This is a genomic window from Thiothrix winogradskyi (assembly GCF_021650935.1).
Classification (GTDB): domain Bacteria; phylum Pseudomonadota; class Gammaproteobacteria; order Thiotrichales; family Thiotrichaceae; genus Thiothrix; species Thiothrix winogradskyi.
This window is the reverse complement of the sequence record NZ_CP091244.1, coordinates 1,884,686-1,910,820: the sequence shown is the minus strand read 5'-3', so window position 1 is coordinate 1,910,820 and position 26,135 is coordinate 1,884,686. Positions and strand designations below refer to the sequence as shown.

At 56.3% G+C, this 26,135-nt stretch carries 29 protein-coding genes and 1 tRNA gene; 3 read left to right on the top strand and 27 right to left on the bottom strand.

From position 1 onward, the window contains the following. The first annotated feature begins 21 nt into the window (after positions 1-21). Positions 22-936: a tyrosine-type recombinase/integrase gene (locus L2Y54_RS09720; protein ID WP_236501669.1), complete on the top strand. Its 915-nt coding sequence runs from the start codon at positions 22-24 to the stop codon at positions 934-936. 306 nt (positions 937-1,242) lie between these two features. On the opposite strand, the gene L2Y54_RS09715 is transcribed toward L2Y54_RS09720, so the two are convergent. Next, a tRNA-OTHER gene (locus L2Y54_RS09715) sits at positions 1,243-1,352 on the bottom strand. Positions 1,353-1,458: 106 nt separating this feature from the next. On the opposite strand from L2Y54_RS09715, the gene L2Y54_RS09710 reads away from it, so the two are divergent. Beyond that, positions 1,459-1,752 (top strand): hypothetical protein, encoded by a 294-nt coding sequence (locus tag L2Y54_RS09710; protein ID WP_236501668.1) that lies wholly within the window; start codon positions 1,459-1,461, stop codon positions 1,750-1,752. Position 1,753: 1 nt separating this feature from the next. Here L2Y54_RS09710 and L2Y54_RS09705 read toward each other — a convergent pair whose 3' ends face one another. After that, the gene (locus L2Y54_RS09705) at positions 1,754-2,392 is read right to left on the bottom strand and encodes a DUF3164 family protein (RefSeq protein ID WP_236501667.1); all 639 of its coding nucleotides are present in this window, start codon (positions 2,390-2,392) and stop codon (positions 1,754-1,756) included. A gap of 82 nt (positions 2,393-2,474) precedes the next feature. Between L2Y54_RS09705 and L2Y54_RS09700 the strand changes: the two genes are divergently transcribed. Next, positions 2,475-2,873 carry a hypothetical protein gene (locus tag L2Y54_RS09700; protein ID WP_236501666.1) on the top strand — a complete coding sequence of 133 codons (399 nt, stop codon included), beginning with the start codon at positions 2,475-2,477 and terminating at the stop codon, positions 2,871-2,873. A gap of 7 nt (positions 2,874-2,880) precedes the next feature. Here the strand turns inward: L2Y54_RS09700 and L2Y54_RS09695 are convergent, their stop codons facing one another. From L2Y54_RS09695 to L2Y54_RS09580, 25 genes are all read right to left on the bottom strand, one after another. Next, on the bottom strand, positions 2,881-10,191 hold the full coding sequence (locus L2Y54_RS09695; protein WP_236501665.1) for a PLxRFG domain-containing protein: 7,311 nt from the start codon (positions 10,189-10,191) through the stop codon (positions 2,881-2,883). Positions 10,192-10,268: 77 nt separating this feature from the next. Beyond that, positions 10,269-11,504, bottom strand: a complete 1,236-nt coding sequence (locus L2Y54_RS09690) for a hypothetical protein (protein WP_236501664.1) — start codon at positions 11,502-11,504, stop codon at positions 10,269-10,271. Further along, the gene (locus tag L2Y54_RS21700; RefSeq protein ID WP_255697928.1) at positions 11,501-11,635 is read right to left on the bottom strand and encodes a hypothetical protein; all 135 of its coding nucleotides are present in this window, start codon (positions 11,633-11,635) and stop codon (positions 11,501-11,503) included. Before L2Y54_RS21700 ends, L2Y54_RS09690 begins: the two co-directional genes overlap by 4 nt. A gap of 155 nt (positions 11,636-11,790) precedes the next feature. After that, positions 11,791-12,561 carry a hypothetical protein gene (locus tag L2Y54_RS09685; protein ID WP_236501663.1) on the bottom strand — a complete coding sequence of 257 codons (771 nt, stop codon included), beginning with the start codon at positions 12,559-12,561 and terminating at the stop codon, positions 11,791-11,793. 2 nt (positions 12,562-12,563) lie between these two features. Further along, the gene (locus L2Y54_RS09680; protein ID WP_236501662.1) at positions 12,564-12,971 is read right to left on the bottom strand and encodes a hypothetical protein; all 408 of its coding nucleotides are present in this window, start codon (positions 12,969-12,971) and stop codon (positions 12,564-12,566) included. Between the two features lie 256 nt (positions 12,972-13,227). Continuing rightward, on the bottom strand, positions 13,228-15,135 hold the full coding sequence (locus L2Y54_RS09675) for a hypothetical protein (RefSeq protein WP_236501661.1): 1,908 nt from the start codon (positions 15,133-15,135) through the stop codon (positions 13,228-13,230). After that, on the bottom strand, positions 15,135-15,548 hold the full coding sequence (locus tag L2Y54_RS09670) for a hypothetical protein (protein WP_236501660.1): 414 nt from the start codon (positions 15,546-15,548) through the stop codon (positions 15,135-15,137). Before L2Y54_RS09670 ends, L2Y54_RS09675 begins: the two co-directional genes overlap by 1 nt. Continuing rightward, complete coding sequence (locus tag L2Y54_RS09665) at positions 15,548-15,859, bottom strand: hypothetical protein (RefSeq protein ID WP_236501658.1); 312 nt, start codon at positions 15,857-15,859, stop codon at positions 15,548-15,550. The genes L2Y54_RS09670 and L2Y54_RS09665 overlap by 1 nt, the downstream gene beginning before the upstream one ends. Next, positions 15,859-16,239 (bottom strand): hypothetical protein, encoded by a 381-nt coding sequence (locus L2Y54_RS09660; protein WP_236501657.1) that lies wholly within the window; start codon positions 16,237-16,239, stop codon positions 15,859-15,861. The genes L2Y54_RS09665 and L2Y54_RS09660 overlap by 1 nt, the downstream gene beginning before the upstream one ends. Continuing rightward, entirely contained in the window at positions 16,230-16,787 is a 558-nt protein-coding gene (locus tag L2Y54_RS09655) for a hypothetical protein (RefSeq protein ID WP_236501656.1), read from the bottom strand. The genes L2Y54_RS09660 and L2Y54_RS09655 overlap by 10 nt, the downstream gene beginning before the upstream one ends. Continuing rightward, positions 16,784-17,446 (bottom strand): phage adaptor protein, encoded by a 663-nt coding sequence (locus tag L2Y54_RS09650; RefSeq protein WP_236501655.1) that lies wholly within the window; start codon positions 17,444-17,446, stop codon positions 16,784-16,786. Before L2Y54_RS09650 ends, L2Y54_RS09655 begins: the two co-directional genes overlap by 4 nt. Then, positions 17,433-17,639, bottom strand: coding sequence for a hypothetical protein (locus L2Y54_RS09645; RefSeq protein ID WP_236501654.1), 207 nt, complete (start codon positions 17,637-17,639; stop codon positions 17,433-17,435). Before L2Y54_RS09645 ends, L2Y54_RS09650 begins: the two co-directional genes overlap by 14 nt. Positions 17,640-17,641: 2 nt before the next feature. Continuing rightward, entirely contained in the window at positions 17,642-18,076 is a 435-nt protein-coding gene (locus tag L2Y54_RS09640) for a hypothetical protein (protein WP_236501653.1), read from the bottom strand. A 10-nt stretch (positions 18,077-18,086) separates the two neighbouring features. After that, positions 18,087-19,058 carry a hypothetical protein gene (locus L2Y54_RS09635; RefSeq protein WP_236501652.1) on the bottom strand — a complete coding sequence of 324 codons (972 nt, stop codon included), beginning with the start codon at positions 19,056-19,058 and terminating at the stop codon, positions 18,087-18,089. 24 nt (positions 19,059-19,082) lie between these two features. Next, positions 19,083-20,066 (bottom strand): hypothetical protein, encoded by a 984-nt coding sequence (locus L2Y54_RS09630; RefSeq protein WP_236501651.1) that lies wholly within the window; start codon positions 20,064-20,066, stop codon positions 19,083-19,085. A gap of 250 nt (positions 20,067-20,316) precedes the next feature. After that, positions 20,317-20,535, bottom strand: coding sequence for a hypothetical protein (locus L2Y54_RS09625; protein ID WP_236501650.1), 219 nt, complete (start codon positions 20,533-20,535; stop codon positions 20,317-20,319). After that, positions 20,532-21,584: a hypothetical protein gene (locus tag L2Y54_RS09620; protein WP_236501648.1), complete on the bottom strand. Its 1,053-nt coding sequence runs from the start codon at positions 21,582-21,584 to the stop codon at positions 20,532-20,534. Before L2Y54_RS09620 ends, L2Y54_RS09625 begins: the two co-directional genes overlap by 4 nt. Next, positions 21,584-22,534, bottom strand: a complete 951-nt coding sequence (locus L2Y54_RS09615; protein WP_236501646.1) for a hypothetical protein — start codon at positions 22,532-22,534, stop codon at positions 21,584-21,586. Before L2Y54_RS09615 ends, L2Y54_RS09620 begins: the two co-directional genes overlap by 1 nt. A gap of 17 nt (positions 22,535-22,551) precedes the next feature. After that, positions 22,552-23,007, bottom strand: coding sequence for a hypothetical protein (locus L2Y54_RS09610; protein WP_236501644.1), 456 nt, complete (start codon positions 23,005-23,007; stop codon positions 22,552-22,554). Positions 23,008-23,017: 10 nt separating this feature from the next. After that, positions 23,018-23,794, bottom strand: coding sequence for a hypothetical protein (locus L2Y54_RS09605; RefSeq protein ID WP_236501642.1), 777 nt, complete (start codon positions 23,792-23,794; stop codon positions 23,018-23,020). Positions 23,795-23,854: 60 nt separating this feature from the next. Next, positions 23,855-24,094: a hypothetical protein gene (locus L2Y54_RS09600; RefSeq protein ID WP_236501641.1), complete on the bottom strand. Its 240-nt coding sequence runs from the start codon at positions 24,092-24,094 to the stop codon at positions 23,855-23,857. 15 nt (positions 24,095-24,109) lie between these two features. Then, positions 24,110-24,310, bottom strand: a complete 201-nt coding sequence (locus L2Y54_RS09595) for a hypothetical protein (RefSeq protein ID WP_236501640.1) — start codon at positions 24,308-24,310, stop codon at positions 24,110-24,112. Next, on the bottom strand, positions 24,297-25,274 hold the full coding sequence (locus L2Y54_RS09590; RefSeq protein WP_236501639.1) for a glycoside hydrolase family 19 protein: 978 nt from the start codon (positions 25,272-25,274) through the stop codon (positions 24,297-24,299). The genes L2Y54_RS09595 and L2Y54_RS09590 overlap by 14 nt, the downstream gene beginning before the upstream one ends. A gap of 76 nt (positions 25,275-25,350) precedes the next feature. Then, entirely contained in the window at positions 25,351-25,551 is a 201-nt protein-coding gene (locus L2Y54_RS09585) for a hypothetical protein (RefSeq protein WP_236501638.1), read from the bottom strand. A gap of 83 nt (positions 25,552-25,634) precedes the next feature. Beyond that, positions 25,635-26,132 (bottom strand): hypothetical protein, encoded by a 498-nt coding sequence (locus L2Y54_RS09580; RefSeq protein WP_236501637.1) that lies wholly within the window; start codon positions 26,130-26,132, stop codon positions 25,635-25,637. Positions 26,133-26,135: the final 3 nt, after the last annotated feature.

The following is a 26,135-nucleotide window of genomic DNA, read 5'->3' as shown; positions in this document are numbered from 1 at the left end:
TGCCGCTTTTAAGGAGATTGTATGTGTAAACTTTACTCATTTGATGAATTAATAAGCCTTTACACCCGTGAACGCACCCCATCCAAAGCCATGGTGCAGCAACTCTGGGTAGTGACCAAATCCTTCCGCCAGTTTGCCAAAGTCCACCACCTGGACGACATCCGCCGTGACCACCTGTTGGACTGGCGGAAACATCTGCTGACGGAACGGCAAGTGGCGGTAGCGAGCTACAACAACTATCTGCGCCATTTCAAGACCCTGCTGAACTTTGCCGGAGAAATGGGCTGGGAGGGTACTGCCGTCCTCAAAGGTATCCGCCGCCTGCCTGAACACAAAAAGAAAAAACGCACACTGACCAATGAATCCGTGCAAAAGATCATTATCCACCTGCGCCTGGAAGAGCAGCACAACATGCCCGGCTGGTTCTGGGAAGCAGTCGTCAAAACCCTGTACTACACGGGCATCCGGCGGCGGCAACTGGTGGGGTTATGCTGGGGTGACATCGACCGCCAACACAGCACCCTGATGCTGCGGGCAGAAAACAGCAAGACCCGTGAAGAATGGAGCATCCCTGTCGCTCCACCATTGCAGACTGTCTTCGACGAACTGGCTCGCCTCACCCAAGCCCGCCTGGGCAGGATGTTTCGCACTGATGAGCAGATTTTCAATCTCACCCTGTTCAAATCAGGCTACAAGGGCAAGGTGCTGACGGTGGAACACGTGTCCGCTGCTTTCCGCCGTATCCGTGAAACTACCGGGATTGAGGTCAGCCCACATCGCTTTCGTCACACATTTGCCACAAAACTGGCAAAACAGGGTAAAATACGCGACCTGCAACAAATGATGGGGCACAGCGATGTACGCACTACTTTAGGTTATGTTCAGCCTGACCTGAATAATATGCGGCAAATGCTGGGGGGATTAGGGGAAATTTAACGCACAGCCTGCTTGAAACGGCCTGTGTTACAGGTCGTTTCTGCATAAAAGCAGAAATTTGGGTACAGCAATGAGAAAATACTTGAAAAAAGTTGGGGAAAGTAAGAAATTTGCGGGGTACGGTTTAGCTTAAACCGAAAATGAAAGGCGGACACGAGTGCGAATCGTATCCGCTTTAGATTGTGTCAGCTTAAAAACTGACACACCACCACTGAGATTGATGTACGAACTGCCAGTGGTGTGTATGCAGTATTTGTTCGATCACCAGTCAACATCAAGAGATGAAGACTGGCTCGAACTGTAATTTGGTGCCGGCACCACGAATCGAACGCGGGACCTACTGATTACAAGTCAGGCTCAAAACAAAGCAAAAATAAGCACAAAAGTCGTTTTTAATTTCCTATATATCCGCCAGCAATGCCAAGAAAACAACAAGTTACAAAGCCTTTTTCCTAACTTTTTTCACTCGCCATTGCTACAATCACACCCATTTTACCAGCAAAGCAGGGCAGGGCGACACACATGAGCGGCGGACACTTTCAATACGCATACTACCACCCCGGCAACTTCGCCGACGAACTCAAAATGGAACTCGACACCGCCGACCAACCCGACGAATACGGCGAACTCCACTATCAGTACGAGCCAGCCACCCGCGCCAAACTCCTCGAAATAGCCAACCTTGCCGCCCACGTCTCCAAGCTCATGCGCGAAGCCGAATGGCTCTACTCAGGCGACACCGGCGAAGACTCCTTCATGAAGCGCGTCGCCAAGATCGAAGCCGACACTATTGCCGACCCCACGAAACCGGTCTAACTCACCCCACCGCCGCCAAATCCAACGCGATATGGCGGTACTTATCACTCACCCCCACCCGCTCATACACATTCACATAAGCCGTTGTCCCGCTAGTCTGAATAGAATCCCGCAACGCCTCCATTGCTGCCGCCCACTCCACATCAACCTCCCCATCAAAACCCTTCATCTCCAGCCGCAACAACCCCAACACCGCCTTGGTATTCAGCTCACCCTTGGTATTTGGCTTAAACGCCCGCATCACCAGCGTCTTCAAGCGATTATCCGCGCCATCCGACCACGCCTCAATACACGCCTCAATCAACGCCTTAGCCGCCTGCAATTCCTCGGTGAACGTAATCACCGCCGCCATCGACCGCTGCACCTTATACTTGCCATCAAAGCTAACCAGGGAGAGATTCCCCTTATCCCCACCCACCTTAGCCCCGTACTTCTCAGCCGCCACCGTCACCAAATCCTCCACATCCCGCATCGCACGTTCCTTAAACTCCCGCAACGCCTCGCTCAACAGCTTTGCATCATGCGCCAACGTCCGCACCACCTCATCCCGCAACAAATCCTGCTCCCGAATCTGCGCCACCGGCACCAAATGCCCCAACGCATTCTGTAAATACCCATTGGGAATAACCAAGTCAGCCATTAAAGCCCCCAAAAAAAACACAAAAATGTAGCAAATCAGTATAATACAAAATTATGCCGACCATAAAACAAAAGGAAAGCCCATGCTCCTGCCCGACCAAAACGCCGCCCTAGCCCACGCCCTAGAACGCCAACTCATGGAAAACACCCGCCAACGCCTCACCAACTGGGGTCGCTGGTGGTACGCCAACAACCAACTCATCATCAACCGCGACACCGGCAAAATCACCCAATCCCCCAGCGGCAAACTCCTAGACTTCGCCCCAATCCGCACCAACACCGGCTACTGGCAACACCACGCCGCGCCCATCAACACCGACGACGCGCTCAGCCTCCACCACCAAATCACCCGGCTCACCCCCGCCGAAATGCGCGAAATCACCCGCCACTACGCCGAACACGCCCAAGGCAACACCGACGCACAACGCCAAACCCGCCGCCGCGCCATCCGCAAACTCACCGGCTTATTTGACATAATCTAATCCTCAATCACAACCCACGCTCCGCCGCCACCTTCGCCCGATGGTTAGCACGCGCCTTCAAACTCCGCGCCAACGTCTTCCCATCAATCGGCTTTTCCAACGGGTGATCAATATTCCACGCCATCGCCGCCTCCATCGCCTCGCTCATTCCCTCAACATCCCCATGCAAACTCGCCAACCAATACTGATTCAACACCCGCTGGCGGCTCTTAGCCGTCCGGCTCTCCTGGCGCTTATCGTACCCGATCAACTCATACTGCTGGGTCACAGCATCCGGCGTAAACCCATTCGCCTTCCAAAACAACTCCCACGCATTCAGATTCTCCACCACCGGGTCGCCATTCAACCCCAACACCCCCTCACTCGCCCAGCGCAACGCCGCCAGAGGGTCACGCACAAACTTAGGCACAACCTTCTCCGCAGCCCTATCCCCATGCCCATCCGCCCACAACGCGCCCGCCACCGGCAACCCCAGAAAATACCCAATACCGGGGCCAGCAGCCTGCTCCAAATAATGCAACGCCAAATCCTTACCCTCCAACTCCCGATCCGGCGAGCGCACCAACAACTCCCCAATCCCAATCCGGCTAGAAAGGTCAATCCCAAGCCCCGCATTCACCGCCCCACGGAACAGCAGTGCCTCCATATCCTCCCCGCCATACTCCAGCACCGCTTGGCGCATCTCCTCAGTCCAATCCTCATCATCGCCCCACATTGCCGCCGCCAGCACCGCCAACGCCGCCATAATCACATACCCCTGCACCTGCTTACCCGCCGAAAACTTACCACCCGCCACCATCGCGCCCAACGCCAACCCCGTAAAGCCCAGCGGCAACGCCGACACCCCACCCAACACAAACGTCACCCCCAACAACCCCAACAAGCGCCCGCGTGCCTTCACATCCCCCTTACCCCAATCCCGCGCATTCTTCAGCAAATAAAACAACATGTGCTGGCTATACGACTTAAACATCAGCAATACTTTCATGTGCGGTGCTTGCATAATCCGCGCCCGGTTCGCATTGGAATAATCAAAATGCGATGTCACCGTTAGATCAAACGCCATCAACACCGCCACATCATGCGGCTTGCCAGCCTGACGCGCCAACCGATACGCCGCCAACGCCGTCACCTCCCGGTTCACCACCTCAGCCCGCTGGAACAAATGCCCCACCTTCCCCATCCACTTCTGGTACGTCACCGAATTCTGCAAATTATCCGTATCCCCCAGCCCCGCCAACGCCAACGCCTGCGACCGATCAACCAACCCCATCTTCTGCAAATCCGCCATTGCCGCCGCCTCATCCGCACTCAGTGCCTCATCCCGAATAGCCGACTGCCCATCTGTCCATGACCCCTTCGCGCTCAACTGCCCAGTCGCCCGCAACAATTCCTTACCCGCCACATCAAACCCAAACTCAGCCCCCAACACCGGGTAAGCCACCACCGCCGTCTGTGTCGTATTAATCAACGCCGCTGCCGGTGACACCCCAAGGTACATAAAAAAGCCAAACGCACTCATCCCCGTCGCAAACGCCGAGCTAGTCGGCGTCATCACCCAATCATGCCGCAGCTTCATTTCCTCGCGCAGATTCCCCGCCAGCGCCCGATTCGCCTCCGGCACAGACCGCGATTCCGTTTCAATCTCTTTCAAGATTGCCACCAAATCATCCCGTGCTTCCAGCTTCGCAATCTGGTGCGCTTGGTGCATCATGCTATGTGCAAATGCGTTAAGTGCGTCCTCGCTATACCCCGCCGTCCCCTTGCGGTGAATATGGCTCTTGCGCATCGACATATCCGGCAACAACCGCAACATCGCCTGATACACATCATCATCCACCTTCTGCCCCGTCGCCTCCATCGTCTTCATCAACCCCATGAACGCGCTCATTTCCGCCAAATCATCCTGCGTCTTCTTCTCGCTACGCACCCCAAAATCCACATTCTCAAACCCCCTATCTGTCCACTCCTTCTTCAGGGTTAGCGCCTCCTTCTCGCTATCCACCATCGAAAACACCCGCTCATTCGGGTCATCCTGCAACACCCACGCCTTACCACCCCCCGGAACATCCACCTGCACCGCCACCAACGGCTTACCGATCAAATCCGCCCGCGAATTCGCCGAAGCCTTCGCCTGCGCCTCCGTCGCCCACGTCCCCGCATCAAACTTCGCCTCAGCCTCCGACGCAAAATAACGCCCATCCCCCCGAATCTGCCAACGCACCCCCCCCGTCGTCGGGTCAGTCACCGTATCAATCGGCGAAGCACTCTTCATATACGTCGTCACCCCACCCACCAAATCCGTGCGCTTACGCTTACCCGACACAAAATAGCGCCCCGCCCGGTGCAGCGGGAAATAAATACCGTTCAAGCGTGCCGACTCAAAATCCGCCCGCAACTTCCTGAGCAGCGCCGCCTTCTGCGACTCACCCATTTCCGCCTTCGCCACATTCGCCTCAATCGCCAACTGCGCACGCTCAAACCGCGCCTCATACTGATCACGCGCACCGGTAAAGATCGCCTTCGCCGCATCCGGCAAATTCCCAAACTTCCGCGCCAACTCCGGGTAATGCACCTTACGCTTCTCCGACTCCAGCAACGCATTCTTCAAATTGCGCCAATCCGTCGCCGCCCGCTCCGCCGCATCCTGCGCCAACTGAAACGTATCCGCACTCGCGTTACTGGTAGCCAACTTCCGCACCCGCATCTGCCGCGCCACCTTCAACTTACGCGCCAGCTCCACCACCTCCGGCGTCGCTGCCACCTCCACCGCCACACGGCGTTGCGCCTGCGTCACCGACACCCCCGCCACCCCCAAATCCTCCCGAATCCGGTCAACCCCACCTAACACACTCGCCTTCAACGGCTCATACTTCGGTAACGACGGGTCAACCCCCAAGCGCGTCGCCTCGTGCATCACATGCGACAACGCCACCTTCACCTGACGTGGCAACGCATTCCAGTCTTGCGCCAGTTCTGCCGACTCCGCCAACATCGCACTACGCGCCGTTTGCATCTCATCCAAGCGCCGCAAATACTGCTGCATCGACGCAACCCCATTTTCAACCCCAACCTCCACCAACTGGCGCAACGTCAACATCCCCGCAAAGCCATTTTTCACCACCTCCGACGCCTGATTCGCCGACCACGCCAACGACTTATCAACCAACTCCCGCGCCCGCTTCATTCCCACCTTATCGTCCGGCAAATCCACCCCATCCCACACCGCCGCATCCGGCGACCACTTAGGGTTAGGGTCAGCCACGCTAAACTTCACCCCACTTTCGCCAGCCCCAGAACGACCAAGCCCCTCACGAGGAGGGGCTTGGTCATCAACAGGCTGATTGTTTTGTCGGTCTACGCCGCCCGTAGCAGCGCCCGAATTTCGTCGGCTGATTGCCGCATCTCTTTCCGCAAGGATTCGGCTTCTAACGGACTCAACAGGCGTGAAGTTGGCAAGGTAGCGGGCTTCGCTTTGGGTAAGGGCTGCAAAGCCGTAGCCAGTGGCTTCTCTGAACGCATTCTCAATATCCCCATAATTTGTTCTGAGCTTAGAAAGGATCTCATCGGAAGGCTTCAAAGTAGCACTGAACTGTTTTCCGGTCAACGCCACCGACCCCGCAACCACCCCACCAGACTGCTGAATATGCGAAGCCAGTGCCGCAAACGTACCGCCCTGAGTCAGCGTATCATCCACCAATAAATACTTTGCATTCTCGGCAATTTGACCATCAAACTCAGGCACATTAAAGATACGGTCAAGCCCCGACAACTCAGTACGCCCCACCTTCTTCGATTGGATAACCTCCAGCACCACCGTATTACCCGTTCTGCGCTCAATCTCCAGCGCCACCGCCAACGGAATCTTATTCCGCCCTTGGCTCTCTTCAGCCAACACCGGCATAACCAACACATCACCCAGCCGCTGAATATCCGCAATCATCTTATCCGTAACAAGATCACGCGCCACCCGACTAGCCGCAGCGGAATCCCCCTGCTTAGCCGCCTGATAATCCGGGTGATTATTCAAGCTACCCAACGGGTTGCCAATCATCGCGGGTTCTAATTCAATTTTCGCATCATTCCTAGCCACCATCAGCTTTCTGCCTTCACTCACTGGGGAATGACTGAGTGTAGCACTTCCATCCGCCCAACTCCGTGCGGCCCGCACCGCCAACGCCTGAATATCCGCTGGGGTCAAATTCTGAGGCGCAACCCACGCCAACTTACCCGTAAACGTCGCAAACGCCCACGCCCGCACCGCTGCCACCACCCGCGCCGCCAACAACCGCGCCGCACCATAGCCTTGCTGATTCGGGTTATTCGTCACATCCTCCACCAAATACGCCAAACGCTCCGAATCCACATCGTTCGCCGCCGTTTGTGCCGCTTTTTGTCGAGAATCCGCCCGTAACGCATACGCATTACCGCTTTCCAGCAAGCGATTAAACTGCGCCACCACCACCGCATACTTATCCTTCAACATCGCCGCTAAGTTTGCATGTTCCCCCGCCTCATGCAAAAACACCCCCCATGCATTCCCTGGCTGAATATTCTGAGGGTACAACGTCACCACCCCATTCAGAAAACTACCCTGCGCCCCATCCCGTGGCGGGCTATCCGACAACACCAACTTCCCGCTACGCTCCAACAACGCCAACCGCTTACCCAGCTTCGCCACCAATTCCGCCCGCACTGCCGCCACCGTGCCGCCCTGCGCACTATTAGAAGCATCCTCAGTCACACTAAACAGCCCATCATACTGAGGCTTATCAACCTGCCCAGCCGCTGGCACAACAGGGCTTTCCATTTGACGGTCATTTGACGGCAACGCCGGATTCCCAAAATCAGCAACGCCGCCACCCACAAAATCCACCGGCGCATCCTGCCCAACCGACTGCGGCGCAACAGCATCAACGCCCCGCGCCGCCGCCTGACCACGCCCACCCATCACCTTGCCAGCGTCGACAACCTGATCACCCCTTACCGCACGGGCAAGCGCCTCTGCCCCGCCAACACCCGGCTCAACCTTGCCCCCATTGTCGGGTAAGCCACCCGCAAGAATGCCGCCAAGCTCAACGCCCTGCCCGCCGTCCGCCCCTTGCGGCATGACCGTTGGAATATGTTCACCATTAACGCCCGCGACAACATCCGGGGATTGCGGCTCAAACGGCAATCCTTGCGCGTCCAATCCAGTCGCCGACGGCAATACAGCCCCAGCGTCTGCCCCCAAACGTTCAACCGCCGACTCACCAACACCCCGCGCTGGCGGCGCTGCTTCCGCAAGCGCTGCTGCTTGTCCAGCACCATCCACAACTGTTGCGTTTTCCGCAACGACTTCACCGGCTTCAACATTATCCACCACTCCACTTTGACCAACCGCCACATCCACCACCGGGGAAACGGGTTTCTCAGGCAGCGCCGTCGCCTGCCCCAACGCCACCGGCTCCACCTCATTCAAATCCCGATCAACCCACACGCTCTCACCCGTCGCCTCATCCGGCAACTCCATCACCTCACGCCCATCCGCCAACACATGCGACGGCGCAAACGCATCTCCCGAATTCTCCACAGGGTTCCACAATTCCGCATCCCGCGCCGCTTGCTCATCCATAATCCGATCAGCCGAGCTATTCCACAATCCAGCATCACCCGTATCGCGCTGCTGCCCTGCCGCATCCATCGCCGACTCCGCCGAGTTCCACAGATCAGGGTCACGCGCCGCTTGCTCACCCACAGGCTCACCATCAGATCGCGGCACGGTCACATCAATCTCACCCCCCAACAGCTTTTCAGCCTTACGCCGATGCGGTGCAAACTGGTCACGCACCTTCTCAGCCACCGTCCCCCGCGCCCCACCATTATTCTCATCAGTCGCATTAAACTTATTCGGCGCACCCGCATTCACAATGCTATAAGCGTTCGTCAGATTCATGCCCGGCTGCCAGCCATGCTTCCGAAAATACTTAACAACCGCCCCATTCTCACCCAACTGGCTGCCAATCGGGTCATTCCAATCCACCCCAAACTCTTTAGCTTGCGGCTCCCCAAACTGGATCAAACCCCGATGCTGCCCCCACTGTGTCGTAGGGCCGCGTTTCGTCGGGTCAAACGTCCCCGCCGTCTCATAACTAATAATCGTCGCCAAATCCACCGGGTTCATCCCCAGCGCATTCGCCGTCTCAATAATCTTGCCCGACAACCCACCGCTAGGCTTAGCCGCTGGCGGGTTCTGCTGGGGTTGCGCCTGCGCGTCCGCCACAGGCGGCACTCGCGCCACATCAGCAGACCACGCATCCACAGGTGGCACAGCCTGCCCCGGCGGATTACCCCCACCCGACCGCGCCGCCCCAAGCGCCCCGCCAATCACCCCACCCTGCAAGCCCCCCGCCGTAGTCGAATCCAAATACTCCAGCCACGCCTCACGATCACCCAACGGCAACTCAGCTCCCGCCCGCGTCGCCACCGACTGCCCCAACTCCGTCACCGCTTCCTTCGCTGCCACATTCTTCGCGCCAGCCGCCGCCCGCTGCACCACATTGCCCGCCACCCCAGAGCGCCCCAACACCGCATCCAACCCCACCTTATCCGCCACAAACTCCAACCCACCGGCAACCGCACCACCCGCCAACACCTTCGCATACTGCGTACCGCTCAAATCCTCCAGCTCACGCCCATCACGCACCACATTGCCAGTCGTCTCACCCAACCCATGCGTCAACGCCGACGCCGCCAACGCCGTTGTTGCCCCCGTCCCTGCCCGCTTCTTAACCGCATCCCGCGCCATACTCGCCGCAATCTTCTCGCCCGCCTCCTTAATAACCGTCTTCGTCGCCTGCTTACCCAACAAGCCAGTCGCCGCACCCGCCAACGTCCCCGCACCCGGCGCAACCGAGCCAACCAACGCCCCAGCCCCCGCCACTGCCAGCGACTCACCCAGATTACCCACCGCCTGCCCAGCGTTATACTGCACCCAATCCACCAAATCCCCTGCCGAGCGAATCCCGCTAAACCGATCAGAAGCCTTACTATTCCCCTGAATCACCTTAGCCTTCTCATCAGCCACCCCCAGCCCATAATCCCGAAACTCACTGCCCGTCTCATCCAGCCCCGCACGGCGCAAGCCCTCACCCGCAATCCCCGCCGCATACCCCAACGTCTGCTTCGTCTGCGGCATATAATTCTCCAGCCCCCGCCAAAAATCAGACCCCCCAACCGCCACCGGCGCATCAAACTGATCAAACACATTAGCCGGTGCTGGCTGTTGCTGCGCCTTTGCCGCTGGCTTTTCATCAAACTGGTCGAATACATTGCTCATCACGAATCCTCAAACGAAAAAAGCCCCGGCAAGCGCTTAAGGCTGCCGGGGCGTAGGTTAACGGGTTAAAACGGTGCTTAAGGCAAATAGCCGTATTTCTGCTCAAACATCGCCCGCACCTCAGGCGTATTATTCTGCTTCAAATAATTAATCGCAGACGCGGGTGCAGACCCCGCAGAAGTCGCAGGCGCAGGCGCACCACTGCCCGACAACGACAACGCCGCCGGGTCATACCTAACGCCACTATTCAACACCGCGCCAATAGGGTTCAGCGCCATCTCCCCCAAAGAAGGGCGTGACTCAGAAAGCCCAGGCACTACGCTTTTATACGCCTCCCGCACCGCCACCGACGGGTCAGCACCATCACGCATCAACCCCGCAGCCCTAGCCTTCATATCAGCCACCAACAACGCACGATCATTATTGGAAAGCGCCAACCCCTGATCCTTCAAATACGTCGCCGTCATCGAATTCAGCGCAAGCCCATCCACTGGCAACTCAGCAGGCTTCTCCACCTTCGGTGCTTCCTGGTACAACTGCGTCCCCTGCTTAGTATTCGGGTCATAAATCCAGCCATTCCCCATGTTCATCGGCGCAAGCGGCTTTGGTGTTTCCGCGCCACTCACCGCCGTGATAAACGCATTCATCGAATCAAACCGCTTCACCCCGCCCGCGCCCTGCACCTGCACGCTACCATCCGGCAACTGATCCAGCTTCACATTCCCACCGTAAGCCGCCGCAATCGACTGCTTCAACGGGCTAATATCACCCGTGGCTTGGTACGCCTTCACCCCACTCTGCAACGCCCGCTCATGCAAATCATCCCGCGTCATCTGCAACGCCAACGCATTGGTCGAAGGCTGTGTCTGCTGAGCCGACTGCAACTCCAACCCCCGCTTAGCATTCAACTGGCGCTGCTGCTCCACCTGCATCGGGCTTAACTGCATATCCGCCTGCATTTTCTGCAACGCCAACGCATTCTCGGTTGGGGTCAACTGCTGAGCCGACTGCAACTCCAACCCCCGCTTAGCATTCAACTGGCGCTGCTGCTCCACCTGCATCGGGCTTAACTGGTAATTCTGATAATTCGCCAAATCCCGCGCATAATTGCCCTGCTTCTGCTGCTCAAGCGTCAACGGATTCATCGCCGCCGTCTGCTGATTCTGCAAATCCCGCTGATAATTCTGCTGCTGCAACGCCAGCATATCCAGAGGATGCTGCTCCGCAATCCGCCGCTCCTTCGTCAGCGCCAACGCATCCTTCCGCGCCAACCGCTGCCCATCCAAAAACCCACTCAACGCCAAACCATTCATGACAGCCACCCCGTCGCACCAATCGCCGCAATAATCGCAGCAGCCGAAACACCAACGGCAAGGATAATAGCCGCCCACCCAAACTTATTAATGGCACGATCAGCACCACCCGAAGACGCTCTTGCTTGCATACGTATATTCACCGTTAAAAATCTGCTACTCTTTTCCACGTAGTATCCTTTCTCTGCTACCAACCCGATGGGCGTACCGTGCGCCGCACCGGAAACAAAAAAGCCCGGCAAGTCCCCACCTGCCGGGCTTTCCTCTATCAAAATCCCATCAAACCCTACCGACCACCAAAGCCGCCATTATTCCACGCACTCTTCAACGTACCCCACTCCGTCGTATACGGGTTAGCCTGCGGCACATTCGCCGTAGCCACCGTATCCGGCTTGCGGTAAGCATCTACCAAATTCCCCGCAATCGTCCCAAACTCATAGCCCGCCGTTGACGCTGCGCCCGACGCTTGCGCCCCATAAGCACGCCCCATTCCATCAAACCCCGAAGCCGCATCCGCCATCATCCCAGAGCCACGGTTCACCAACCCCGCCCCGTAATCCACCTGCTGATTACGCCGATTCCAATTCAACTCCAGCGCACCTTGTCGCGCCTGATTCTGCGCCGCCGCCCGACTACCCGACAACGCCAACGCATTCTGATTCTGCATTGCCAACCACCGACCATCAGTAGGTGCTACGCCGTTACGCTCAAGGTTACGTTGCGCCGACTGCAACGCCAGCCCCTGATTCTGCACCACCCCGCTATCCGCCAACCCCGCGTAATAATTCGGGTCAACCCCCGTCTGCGCCGCCCGCAACTGCGACAACGCCAACGGCTCATAATTATCCTTGTACTGATCAAAGAAATGCTGACCCATATCAGCCTGCTGACCATACAACCGCGTCTGCTCCGCCATCATCGCATTCTGAGCAGCACTCGCTTTCTTCGCGGTAGAATTCGCTGATAGCCCATCGACTATGCCACCAGCCGCCGCCCCAAGTGTCGGCGCACCAAACGCCGCACCCGCAATTGTCCCAATCGCCGAAAACAGTCCCATTGTTATACCCCTTGGTTCAATCGATTAACCAACTCAGCCTGCTGGCCCTGCAAATTCTTCACCACAGCTACCAGCGCCGCCACATCACCATGCAGCTTGTTATACTCACCGGCTAACGCCAGCAGCGCCGCCTTATTCGCATTCGCCAATGCCGCAATCCCTGCCACATTCCCCGCCGTCGCATCCGCCGGAAGTGAAAAATTAACTTCCACCGCCGTCACACCAGCACTACCCGCCGACCGCACCGGCAATTTCGCCGCCTTGGGCGTTTCCGTCGCAACTGTCGCACTACCAGCATCAACACCCACCGACCGAAACAACTCAATCTGGTTATGCCGCAACGCCTGCAAAATCTGGCGCAAATACGCATCCGCCACCAACGCCGGGTCAGCCACCGCCACCTGCTTCACTTCTATTTTCCTCTATGAATATGTTATCGTGACTCTCTCCCTGCTTTATTAGTCGGGAGTGGATTGAAACAATTCCTTAATCATTTTCAACAAATCCTTACCTGTCACTGACAAGCGAAAGTTGCTATCATCATCCACATTGGAATCCTCGTTTATTGCTCCAATCACACCGCTGGATGCTTCCCCGCATCGCACCGGAAACAAAAAAGCCCGATCAGATACCACCCTGATCGGGCTTTAACTTATCTCGACCAGCCTAAAGCTGGATATGCCCATTCGTCACCACCACCCGATGCACCGCCGCCAGCCCCATAATCCCCACCATCCAATGCTTAGACCGTGGCAACACCGGCAAATAAAACGGCGCATCATCCTCCGCATCATAGCGAAACACTTCCTCACCATCCGCAAACAGCAACAACGTCACCGGGTGCGTATCCGCCTCAATCTTCGCCCGCACAAACGACGCGGGTCGCGGGTACTGCGTCTCACCGCTACGCCACTCCATCACCGCCTTCATGCCAGCGCCATGCTTCCACAGCCTGCCAGCCTCGCCCAACCACAGCGTATCACTATCCACATCCTGCCAAAGCGCCGTAGGCAAGCTACTCTCAGTCGACAACAAATCCTCACCACCGCGCAAATGGAACACCCAATGCACGCTATCCGCCACCACATGCAACCGCTCCCGCTGCCAAGCACAGCGCATCGTCTCCGGTTTATACTCCCGCCACTGCTCCGGTGTCATCAACGCCTCAGAAAACACCTCAGCCGACCCCGCCCGCACAATCACCAACCCATTGGGTGACGCATACCCCACCCCATAAACCCCCATATCCACCAAACTAAACGCCGACACACACGGCTCAAACGCCGACACCTTGGTCGCCGTCATCGTATCCGGCGTGTAACCCGTCACAATATAAGGGTGCTTAGTGGTTGCCACGACCAACGAGTTCTCAAACGTCCCGCAAATCCCCACAATATCCCCGTCGATCTTCGTCAACGAATACGCAACGGGCCACGCGTGCGGCTGGTTAATCTCCGAGAAATACAACACATTCCCCGCAAACCCCGCCATAAACCCATTCGGCATAGCCACCAACCCCGCAAGGTCAGCCGGTGGCGCTTCCCACGTCAATGAGGGCAACACCTCCCCCAGCTCCGTATCCAGCTTATTATCCGTATACGTCGCCGCACCACCAGGGAACTCATCCACAAACCGGAATTGCCCACTCGCATCCGTCCGATACAACCGAATCCTATCCACATTCCCATGCAATGACGGCACAAACCCCGACACCACCACATTGCTCCCTGCCTCCACCAACACCAATTCCGACGCGGTGGAAGGTTGCGACTCCTCCCCCCACGCCGTCACATACGTGTAAGCATACGATCGGGTCAAGCTGGCGCTATTCGCCGCCGCATACGACAACTTCAACGCCATCAACGTCGGGTTCACCGTGCCATCATCATAAGCCGTGTCAGACCCACTACTACGGTCAAACAACGACGCAATCACCTGATTGCCATTCAAATACAAATCCGAATTACCCGCGCGGTACGTGTTACTGCTGTACACAATCCCCAGCAAATCCCCCGCCTTCAGCGCCTCCACCGACACCCCGAATTCCGATTCAGCAGGCGCAGTAACACGCTGAAACGGAACGAATTCATACGACTTTCCGTTTTCCAATGTGATAGGGGTCAATGCAGCCTTGTCATACAAAGCCCCATCAACCCCCTCATAAAACCCAAACAGCCGAAACGTATAGCTACTGTAATCCGCCGCCGTCACCGCCACAGCGGGCTTGGTAACAGGCTTGCCGATACCCAAAGGATACGTATCACCCGCACAACTGCGCACCACCGGCGCACCGCTACCCGCGATATACAGCCTATCGCCTACCTCCCCCGGTGTTGCCCGGTGTGCGAAGTAGACCTTGGTTGGATACTGCAACCACGTCCCACAGTGGCGGTAGAGCGTCCGCGCACCAGCCAATAAGGCAACGCCCGCATCCAGCGGCAAGCGCGACGGCTCAATATTCCCATGTAACAAATACACATTTTCCGCCACCGTCGCCATTGCCTCACGCAACAACCGCCGTGAAGTCCGTGGGCTTAACCCATTGAACACCGTCAAATCAAAGCCTTCAGCCATCAGAACGTTAACTGCTGCTGAAAGGTCACATCACCGCACGAGCCATTACCCGCCACCTCACGATCACCCAATGCAGCCCCGTCCACCAGCGCACCAAACACCATCTGTGGCACATGCGGCTCAAAATACACCATATCCCCCATGCGGAAATCCATTGCCAGCCGGTAACACTGATCCTGCACCCGCTCAATGCCCCACTTATCCCCATTGGTGTTCACCACCTTCACCAGCTCCTTGTACACCCCATTGCACCCCGTCGCCGGGCGCACAATCGACACAAAGAAATAATCCCCCGAATCCGGCGCAACCTTAGGGAAACACGCCGTCCCCGCCACGATCATCAAGCCCTCATTCGCATACAGATCAGCGCGTAATTTCGTCTGCGCCGCATCCCCGAATAACACCTTACCCATCAGAAAGCACTCCTAAAACCATAACGTGTCTGGTGCGGGTGCGCGTGCTGCCCATGCGAGCTACACCCGCAATCCGCACCCGTCACCACCTGACCGCACCGCTGACAACTCCGATAATCCGCCACCACACAATCCTGCGCAAACTGCGCCGGGTACGCTGGCAAAATCTGATAAGCCTCTGTTTCTTGGCGCACCTCATGCACTGGCAACAACGCCATGTGGTGGCGGTTATACCCCGCCCGATACCCACAACCCTGCACCACCCGCGCCACCCGTGGGCGACACGCCACTACCGCAAATTGACAAGCCATTAGCAGACCTCCCCAATATCAAACAACACCAACTCCTGCACCGGCATTTCACTGCCCTGGTACAGCAGCACCACTTGCGCCTCATACAAACCATCGGGCCACTGCTTGAAAGGAATCCCCTCCAACAACACCGCCCGCTCATCCATCATCAGCGTCGCATCCAAATCCACCGGGAAGCGCGTCACCCGTGTTTCATCACGACACCCGCACCCAAGCGCCTGAGTAATCACATCACCCACACGCGGCAACCCACAAGCCGACAGCCACCCACGCGGCGCAATCCGCACCCGTGCCGCCATCCCCTCAATCAGGTCCACGCCTTCCAGATAAAATACTGTCTGAGGTTGGTCAAACCGCAACCCCTCATGAATCACACCCATCGCAATCCCCTCATACGCGGCATCGTCACGCCCTTTTGCGCCCGATCAGCCGCCGCCGCATCCGAAGCCATCAACGCCAGCGCCATCCGATACAACGCCAAAAACGTCCCCGCCAATGCCGGGTTACTCCACCGCTGCTGCGGAATCATCAACAACCGCGCCAACGCCAGATTCACCACCGCATCCTGCAATGCCTGTGGCGCATCCATCACCGCCTGCGGTGCAAGCTGAATCTCAGCCAACAACACCGCCCCAACCTCGTGAGGTGCATCATCCAGCCGAATCCCATCCCGCGTGCGCTGGTAAGCCACTGGCGTTCCCGCCAACGTCACCCCCAACACCCCCGCAACCGCCCGACCAACCGGCGCATCCAACGGATACTCCCGACACCCCGATCGCGCCAACAAACGCCGCTGAAACGTCTCCAGCCCAATATCATTACCCACCGACCGCAACGCACTGTCCAAATACGACCGCGCCGTCAACGATGGGCATTCCGGCGCATGAACCAATACCTCGCCCAACGCCAAATCCAGCCAATCGCTCATTCAGACCTCTGCCTATCGTAATGGGTAACAGTCGGTGGCTTATCGCGCCCACCCTGCACCTTGATACCTGCCTTCTGCGCAAACGACTGCGCAAACGCCGCCGCCAAATTCACGTTATCCGCGTATTCCGCATCCTTCGCATAAGCCGCCGACACCACATAATCCACCAATGCTGCCCGATACGAATCCGCCACCACTAGCCGATCACCAAAACCCACAATCTCAGGCTGATACACCGACACATAAGCGCGAACCTTCACGCCATCACGCGGTAACGGGAACACATAAAAATCCGTCCCCGCCACATCATCCTGCCAGTAATCCCACACCTCGCGGGCATACTTGTAAAACGCATACTGGCGTTCCGCCATCTGCAACGCAAAACGGTCAGCGCGGTTCACCGACCGCCCCATATTCCCGTTTTCGTCCACATTAGCTTCCAGCCGCAACAGCCGCCGCACCCCATCCGGCACTGCCTGACGGTGATCACCCACCATCACCAGCACCCGATGTGCCGCCGACTCTTCCGGTTTCGCATCGCCCACAGCGTCCACGCCATCGCGCAACCACTGGAACAACTCCGCATCCGGCCAACGTTGCGAGCTGGTTTCATCCCGCAACGTCACCCGCACACGGGTAATCACCTCACCCGCCAGCACGTTTCTTACCAGCAGCAGGCTTCACCTCAACGGCTGGCGCTTCTTCAGCAGCCACCGCCACATCATCCGGCGTTTCAGCACCTTCCGGCACAACAAACACCTCCGCACCCTTCGGCAACACCATCCCACGGGAAAACCCGTGAACAGTGCCATTCGCCGCCCGAACCCACGTACCAGCAGGCAAGTTACCCATGATCAGCCTCCACCCAGTCGCGTACCCATCGGGGTCACATCCGCCAGCCACATCGCCACGCCAAGAATCCCCTCATTCGCATCCGCGTCAAAGGTAATGAAAACCGGCGTATCCACCGTCACGAACTCACGCACATCCTTAAAGCCCTTCACGTTCTGACCCACATTCAAATCAGAACTGAAATACTTATCCGGCACAGCCTCAGTCCCTACCTTAAACGGCACAGACGCGCTAGAAGGCACTTCCACAATGAACGAAGCCCAATCAATAAAATGCCCCGGCATCAACAGCGTATCCGTCAACTGGAACTTCTCCCCCGCCTTCGCAGGGTGTTTACAGAAATTCCGCACCCAATCCGCACGCCCCGCAATCGTGGAATACGCCGGAATTGGCGGGTCACACGAAAACGCACACGGGTTACTCTGACAGCAATTCATAACCTACTCCTTAACCTTTAGTCACACGCGCCAGCGCCAAATACTCAGGGTTCGTCACCATCCAGTCATACACTTGCAGACCACGGTAAATATCCCCAAACGTTTCCTGCGAGCGCAACTTGCTTTCCGTCTTGGTCAACTGCGTCGCAAACGTAATCGCCGACGTATGCCCCGCCACAATGTCAAACACGCGCTTACCGCTCACATCGTAGTTACGCACCAGATTCGACATAAACACTTCCATGCCGTCGATCATGCCGATCTTGCCGTTACGCAATGGCGACTTACTCTCACCCATTGCCGACGCATCCTGAAAACGCGGGTGCTTCAACACCAGGTTCTTAAACCACTGCGGAATCACCACAAACAAGTTGCCCTCGCTATTCGGCACATCGTTTTCTTCCAACGCGCTCATCAAGTCGATCAGCACATTCATTGCCGAGTTCTGGCAATCATTGCCGCCACACAGCAGCTCCAACGGGTTACAACCACCCGCACCAATGCCGCCCAAGTCATAAGCACCGGATACCGCACCCGCCTCACAACCCTGATTGCACGGCGCAACATGGAACGGCAAATCACACAACAATTCCGCATCAATGCGCTTCGCACCATTGATAGACGACTTCTTGATAGCCTTCATCGGCAACGACTTCTCGTTACGCTGCACGGTATCCACGTCATCATCCACAAACATAAAGTAATGCGCACGACCCACTTCCATCACCACCGGTTCGCTTTCCAGCTTGCCCGTTAGCTCCAGCTTCTGACCCTTGTGATACTTCGCCCACTGAATATCCGGCACACGCGGAATAATGACCTTATCGCCCTTGCTGCGAATCTCGCCTTCAAAGTCGGTATTGGTGATCGAGCTTGCGACTGTCTGAGTATAAAACTCATGCAACCACTTACCGCTCCACACCTCTGGAATATAGCCACTGGCTTTCTGGTCTTGAAAGCCCGGCGCACGTTGTACAGCCATCTAAAACACCTCTCAAAAAAAACACTACGCAATCCCCATGTGTTTTTCCGACAAATTAATGAGCTTCTCAATTTTGCTCCACTTGTCCCACATGGCTTGCTCCCGATACTTCCCGCGCCGAAAATCCGCGCGGTACTGCTCAATTTGTTGCGGGTTAAGGTATTGCGGGGTAGCCGGTTGGGCAGTCCCCGCCCGACTCCGACCCGGTGAAACCTGACTCTGTAACGCCTGCTTGCGCTGCTGGGTGGTCTGCACGTCCGCCTTGAAACGCTGCATCATCCCAATCAGCCTACCCGCCTGCATCTGAGTCCGTGCCTGCACCATCAGGTCATAGAACGTCGCGCCACTGGCGCTATCCACCTGCTGACCCCACGACTGAAATTCCGGGTTACTGATAACCTCGGCATAATCCGGCACAGCGTCCAGCACATCCGCCTCAAACACTTCCGCACGCATCGCGTGAAGCTGCTCCATCGGCACAACCTGCTGTGTCTGGCTATTGGCAATGGGTGCGGGTGCGGTTTCTGGTTTGGTTGACTGGTAATACTGATCCAGTGCCGTCAACGTATCTTCATCAAACGTCTCCAACACCTTGCTACGCGCCGCATGACGCGCCTTCTCCTTCTCAGCTTGCGCCTTCAAAGCCGCCTCACGCTGCGCAATCACCTGCTCAACCGTCTGCGATAAACCACTCTGGAACTGCGCCAACTGCGCCCGCAATTGCGCCACCTCCTGACCCTGTGACCGCAACCGCCCTTCCGCAATCTTCGCCCTATGTTCCCAGTTATCACCACCCGCGCCCGTCGCCTCTGGCTTATCCGCCAGCGGCACAGGCACGCCACCATCACCTACCGAATCGGTTTCCCCTTCATCATGAGCCACGTCTGAGCCATCGCCCTCAAAGGCGTGGGATTCATCCACGGAATCAACCAGCGGGGTTTCAGTTTCATCAACCACACCCGCCTCAAGATCAACCTCATCCAAATACTTATCAGTCTCCGCGTTCATTCTCAGAACGCGCTCAGGAATTCCAGCCATACAATACCTTCTGCATAAGCCCCAACCGGGGAGTTAACGCACACGACGCAAGCCGTATCCAACCGGAATGAACCCGATCAGATGGGAATTGCGCCTACAACTAAAATGCACATCACCAAGAAGCCATGCGCCTGCGCTGGCACTGGGGTTCTTTAGTTTCAGGCATAAAAAAAGCCCACTCCGCAAAGTAGGCTTTCGCTATGCAAACCAATCATTTCAATCAACCACCCTTCACAATCGCCTCAGCCGCCTCCAATAACGACAGCATCTTACGATGACGGCGGCACTCACCCTGCTGACGGCGTAACTCCACCTCATGCTCATTCACCATCAGCACCGCCTTGCTGCCCTGCTCCAGCTCTTCCAGGAACAGCATGAACACCGCAAAATCATCCGATTGCGCCAAACGGCACAGTGCATGAGCGTCCTGATTATTCACCAACCCCACCCTGGCACGTCATGACCACTCGCGCCCTTCTCGATAAACTGGAAACGTGAAGCATCCCCACGGTCAATGCGCAACGGCGATCCATGAATTCCCCACACAGTGTTTCCACTGCCAACAACTGCGCCATCTAGGTCAAAATGGAACGCTGTTCTATTGCCAGCACACTGACAGCTTTGTAATGTGGCAAGGGTTGATCTACCGTGTATGTAAAATCCAGTATTATCAGCAGTACCCGGAGCGCCATCCGCCCCGCACTGCACCAGTGTCACATCACTGCCATCGGCGACCTCATAGCCAATTCGGTATGCATACGAGAAATTACCACGCAGTTGCGTCCAGTCATTCACCCCAGTCAAGCGGTACGCCACGCCTTCCCTGTTAGCAGAAGCCGGTGATACGCCACGTTCGTTTGCGTTCGCCCACCCAACAGTTACGAACGGCCAGCAATGATTATCCGTTATCCGCGAGATGTCATAGACATTGTGCAACCAGATACCATTGAGACAGTCGATTTTGTTATTGTGGATGATGGCTCTACCAAACTGCACCGAGCGGCACGCATGAGCAAAACCCGTGATCATGCAGCCTGAAACTTCAACATCATCCCCGTTCGCCACAATAGCATTGCCCCCGAAACCCGAAGTATCTGCTTGACCGAAAACAACCCCATCCCTGTGGATTCCTAGGGATTTGATTGACGACCCTTGGTACAGCACGAATGCTGTATCCAAGTCACGAGATACGATCAGCTTGCCGTTAGCAGAATCCGTTCTGCCTGTGCCTGCGCCCACTAAGGAAACACCAGCCCTGACGTGAATTGTACTGCTAACAACAGTGCTTGGCGGGACGTTAACAACGCCGACACCACTAGCGGCGGCGGCATCAATCAATTGTTGCAACATGGATGCCTCCGCAGAACCGATGATCGGTTCTGCCTCTGGAATGTCAAGTGTCTCTGGCATTGCAGAGGCACTACCGCCACACCCATTCAGAACTGCTGGCATTAATGGCAATGCCAGCAGAAAGCTACGACGGCGCATTACCCAACCCGAATAACAGATACGCGCCAAGCAGAGCCAGCAGGGATTTTCCCGCGCGAAGTCTCAAGAAAGACCTTGACAGTCATGCCCGGTCCAACTGGCGCTTTAGCTGTTACCGTATGCCCCATCCAAAAGCTCATGCTTGACCCTACCGGGAATTCAGCGCCCAACACCCGAAGAGAACTGTCTGCCGCAAACTCAGTATCGTTAAGATTAATTGACAGCTTCGTACCAACATACTCGTATGCACCGAGAGGACCATCAACAACTTCGAGGTTGTTGATATAGGAATTTACTTCGTAAATCCCACCGCTTGGCAATGTAATTGTATCCCCGCTGACTGCCACATTTAAGTTGTTGACAACCGCAGTAGCAGATCCGAAGTTGTACGCATGACCCCCACCCGAATTATAAGCCGGGGCTACCCAGTCAAAGAAAGCGCAGGCTGCACCTCCTACAAACGCCCAAGCAGTACCATTCCACGTATACAGTGTTTCTTTTGAAAACGGTGCTGCAATCCCCGTGCCGGTCATAAAAGTGTCTCCAACTTTCACATTACCGGCTGCTGGCGCAGTGTCTCCGCTGTACGCCGTTGGTGTTGAGCCATTAACACCACCACCACTACTACTTCCATTTCCGGCGGATACATCCGTCCAGCCTGCACCGCCCAATGTCGGGTCAGTCATACCATCCGAGCCACTGCCAACCTGATACACCTTGCCATTACTGCCGATGACACGCGCCCCAGTCGGCATAACCGCACCGGAATCAGCAAAATGGTCTTTCACCGTTGACCAATTCCCCAGTGGCGCACCCATCGCCAACGCACACGCAATAAAGTTATCAGCGGGGTGAATCACAAACTCATCGTCTGCCGTTTTCTTCACCGCGTCATACACCCGTGCGCCAAACAGAAAATCGTCCAGCGGCTTAATCTTTTGAAGAGCCATACTCATCACCTACCTTATTAAAGCGTCGCATCACGGATGGACGTAGAAAACCCAAAATTAGCATCCTGATTCAACGGCGAGCGGTCAGCCTGAAAGCCGCGCGGCATACTGCGATACCAACACACCTTCACCATAGCCCCCGACATCGAAAACACCCGCAAATCAGAAATACCCGTCAAATCAAACCCGGCTGGATTCAGCAAAGGGCAATTCACCCCCACATGGGAAAAGTCCGTAGCCCCCGTAATGGAAACCGTGTAATCCCCCTTCACCGGCACAAACGTCACAAACCGCGCCCGCTGCCCCGTATTCGGGTCACTGGGAATATCCACCTGACATTCACATTCCGACCCAACCACCACAAACTGACAAAAGTCATGCAGCGTAAAGCTGTCCGTCAGCAACGGCTTGACCGCCATCCCCGCCGACACCGGCACAACCACACACTCATGATGATGTTGATGTTGATACATACCATCCCCCTCAGAACGTCAATTGACTGTAATGGTGCGCCGCCAAAGTGAGGTTCACCCAGTTGCTACCGCTGTCTGTAGTCGGGTCCTTGGTCGCATCCCCAATCAAGCGATACAGCGCACCGTCCGAACCCACCACAATCGTACCCGCCGGAATCGGCTTATTGGCTGCTTGCATCGCTGCCAACACCTTAGCCCAATCCCCAGCGGGTGCGCCCGTATTGATAGCCCCCGCAATATCAGCAACAGCAGGCGCAACCGGTTGCCAGTTCGCCCCGCTATCCGTCGCCGGGTCAACGTCAGGGTTGCCCACCAGCTTGTACAACACCCCATCAGACCCCAGCACATAAGCGCCCAGCGGAATCTTCTTCCCCGCTGCCGCATACGCATCTTTCGCCTTCTGCCAGTCGCCAATGGGTGCGCCAGCCTTCGCCGCCTCTTCCATGCCCGCCAACGGTGCAGACGACATATTCACCCAATTTGTGCCGTCATCGGTCACAGGGTCAACATTGTCATCACCGATCAGCTTATACACCATGCCATTGCTGCCCATCACCCGCGTACCAGCAGGCATGTGCTCACTATCAGCCGCGAACAACAAGCGCACCGTCTCCCAGTCGCCTGCCACGCCACCCAGCGAAATAGCGCCCTTCAGCGCAATCAACTGCGGCGACACCGTAAATGACTGCTTGCACGAGTTAATCCCCGTCAACCGATCATTAACCGCATCCAGCCGCGCCGAACCCGCGCCGCTACCGCAACCCGAACCAACCGAACAATCAGCCATCACCAATACCTCAACATAAAAAAGCCCTCCAAAGAGGGCAATGCTTGCACACAGAAACCATTACTCATCGTCACGCTTGCGCTGCTGCTTATCAAACAACGTCTGATCACGTGCATCCTTGCGCCAATCCGTCAAAATCCGCGAAATCCCCGCGACAATCGTCACCAGCGCCGCCAACGCCGACAAGAGCAACATAATGTTATTTTGCTGGACAAAGCCAACAGTTGCGGTAATCAGCGTAGACGCGATACCGCCCTTGATTGTTATCACGTCCGTCATGTTCCCCAACTTTTCAGACATAGCCCTATCCCTGCATTACCCGCCGCCATCCTCGGCAACGCCAGCACCATCCAGCCCGAACAGCACCGCCAAATCCTGATCAATTGCCTGCTGGTGCTTCAACTGCACCGCCTCAATCTCTTCCCGCATCACCAAATGATGCTTATTCACAATCTCTTGCGCCTTCCGATAAAGCTGCATTTGCGTCTCGGCAAACCACACCTCAAGATTTTCCACTGAACACCCCCGAAATAAACGTTGTCGCCCGTGATCTTCCCCACACCGCACCAGCCCCCATAATCGTGACGATTGCCGTTTCAATCATCGGCTGAAACTCCGCCGGAATCTCAAACCCGAACCGCACCGCCAGAAACGAACTAATGCCCGCAATTACAAAGCGCGTCACTACACTAGAAACCAAGGGCTTGTTATTGCTGGCACGGTATTCTTCCTGCATTTCACGCGCCTGCTTCTCTTGCAGCCATGCGATGTATTCAGGGTCAACCGTGTCGGTTTCAATCCCCTGAGTGTCACCGCGCACCAGTGCCGTATTATCGCGTTCATACATGACCGCTGTATCTGTCTCGTCGTGTACCACAATTTCGCCCGTCTCTTGCGTTGTTTGAGTTTTCGCTTCCGCATCCTGCACCTTGAGCGCCGCGCGGAATTTCTCAAAATATGAGGCAATCATCGCGCCGCGTGTCTTAAACCGTCTGTCTTTACTGGGGTAATCCCTATCCCCGTTCACAATTGCCCGCGCATCGTAAACGCCTTGGTATGTTGTCAGGTCGTATTGCTCCAGCCGCTTGCCAGTGAACAACCCGAACAACATACCCTCCATGAGGATTGTCACCGAGTAATCCAGCCGCAACGCCAGATCAGGGCGACCAACCAAATCAACCCCGATACGCTTACCGAACAGTTGGTAATTGCGTAACCACGTCAACTGCACCAAGCCGCGACCGTAATACGGTGGGTACTTATACCCCCTGCCCTTGCCCACTTCCTCAACCGGGTACATCGTGCGGCCAGTCTCGTGGTAAGCCGTCGTCAGGATATACGCCAGTTGCCCAAGATCAGCCAACCCCCGCGCATCCCACTCCACCAGCACAGCTTCCATGCCATCGACTTGCTTTTGTGACAATGCACCGTCAAACAGCGTGTTCCGTACACTGTCAAAAAAACACTTTCGATCAATCACCCTGTGTTCCCCCAATAAAAAAGCCCATCCAGATAAACCAGACAGGCTTCAGTTCTCTCCCAAGTCACTAGGAGAGTTACTTTTTCGCTTTCGGCTTGTTATGAAAATCCATACAAACCTGCGCCAACCGATCAACATCAACAACCGGAGCAGGACACGCCAACCCCGGAGCAGCTACCGCCGCAGCGCCCACATCACGAGCCGCGTACTGATCGGCTGCCCATAACCCTGCGACCGCCGCCAACCACAATAACAGCGCCGCAAACAATGCCCCCATGACAAAAGTTCGGATTGAGTTACATGCACAGCAAACCGCAGATTTGAGCGACCGGATGACATCCGCATCATCGCCCGTCACCATCACACGCCCGCCACGCCGTGATGCGTAATCATCGCATCATTGACCAGCAACGCCGTGTCGCAGCTATCCAACATGCCGTCCAGCTTAGCGACATCCAGACCCAAACCTTGCAGCTTGGTGCGCAACGTGCCACAACGTAGCATATCAACCAGAGCGTTCATATTGCTGCTACCACGCTGCCAGTCAGCCTTAGTTGCACCCGTCGCCGCCAACACCGTATCAACGTCGTTGTTACAGGTTTGTGCAGTACAGATAGCCGCCGTCAATGCAGTGAGTGCATCCGCATCATTCAGCGTGTCAGCATAAGCAGGGTTCACACCCCACGTATCAAGCATAGCGTCAGGGTCGGTGTTCTGGCGCGTGAATAACGCACCCTCATTATCGACCAGCAGCGCAAACGCTTCAGCTTCACTGATGCCGGTGTTGATGGCAATAGTCGCCACAGTCTGAGCGCCAGACTGAGTAGTAAGGTATTGATACAGTTGAATATTAGTCATGAG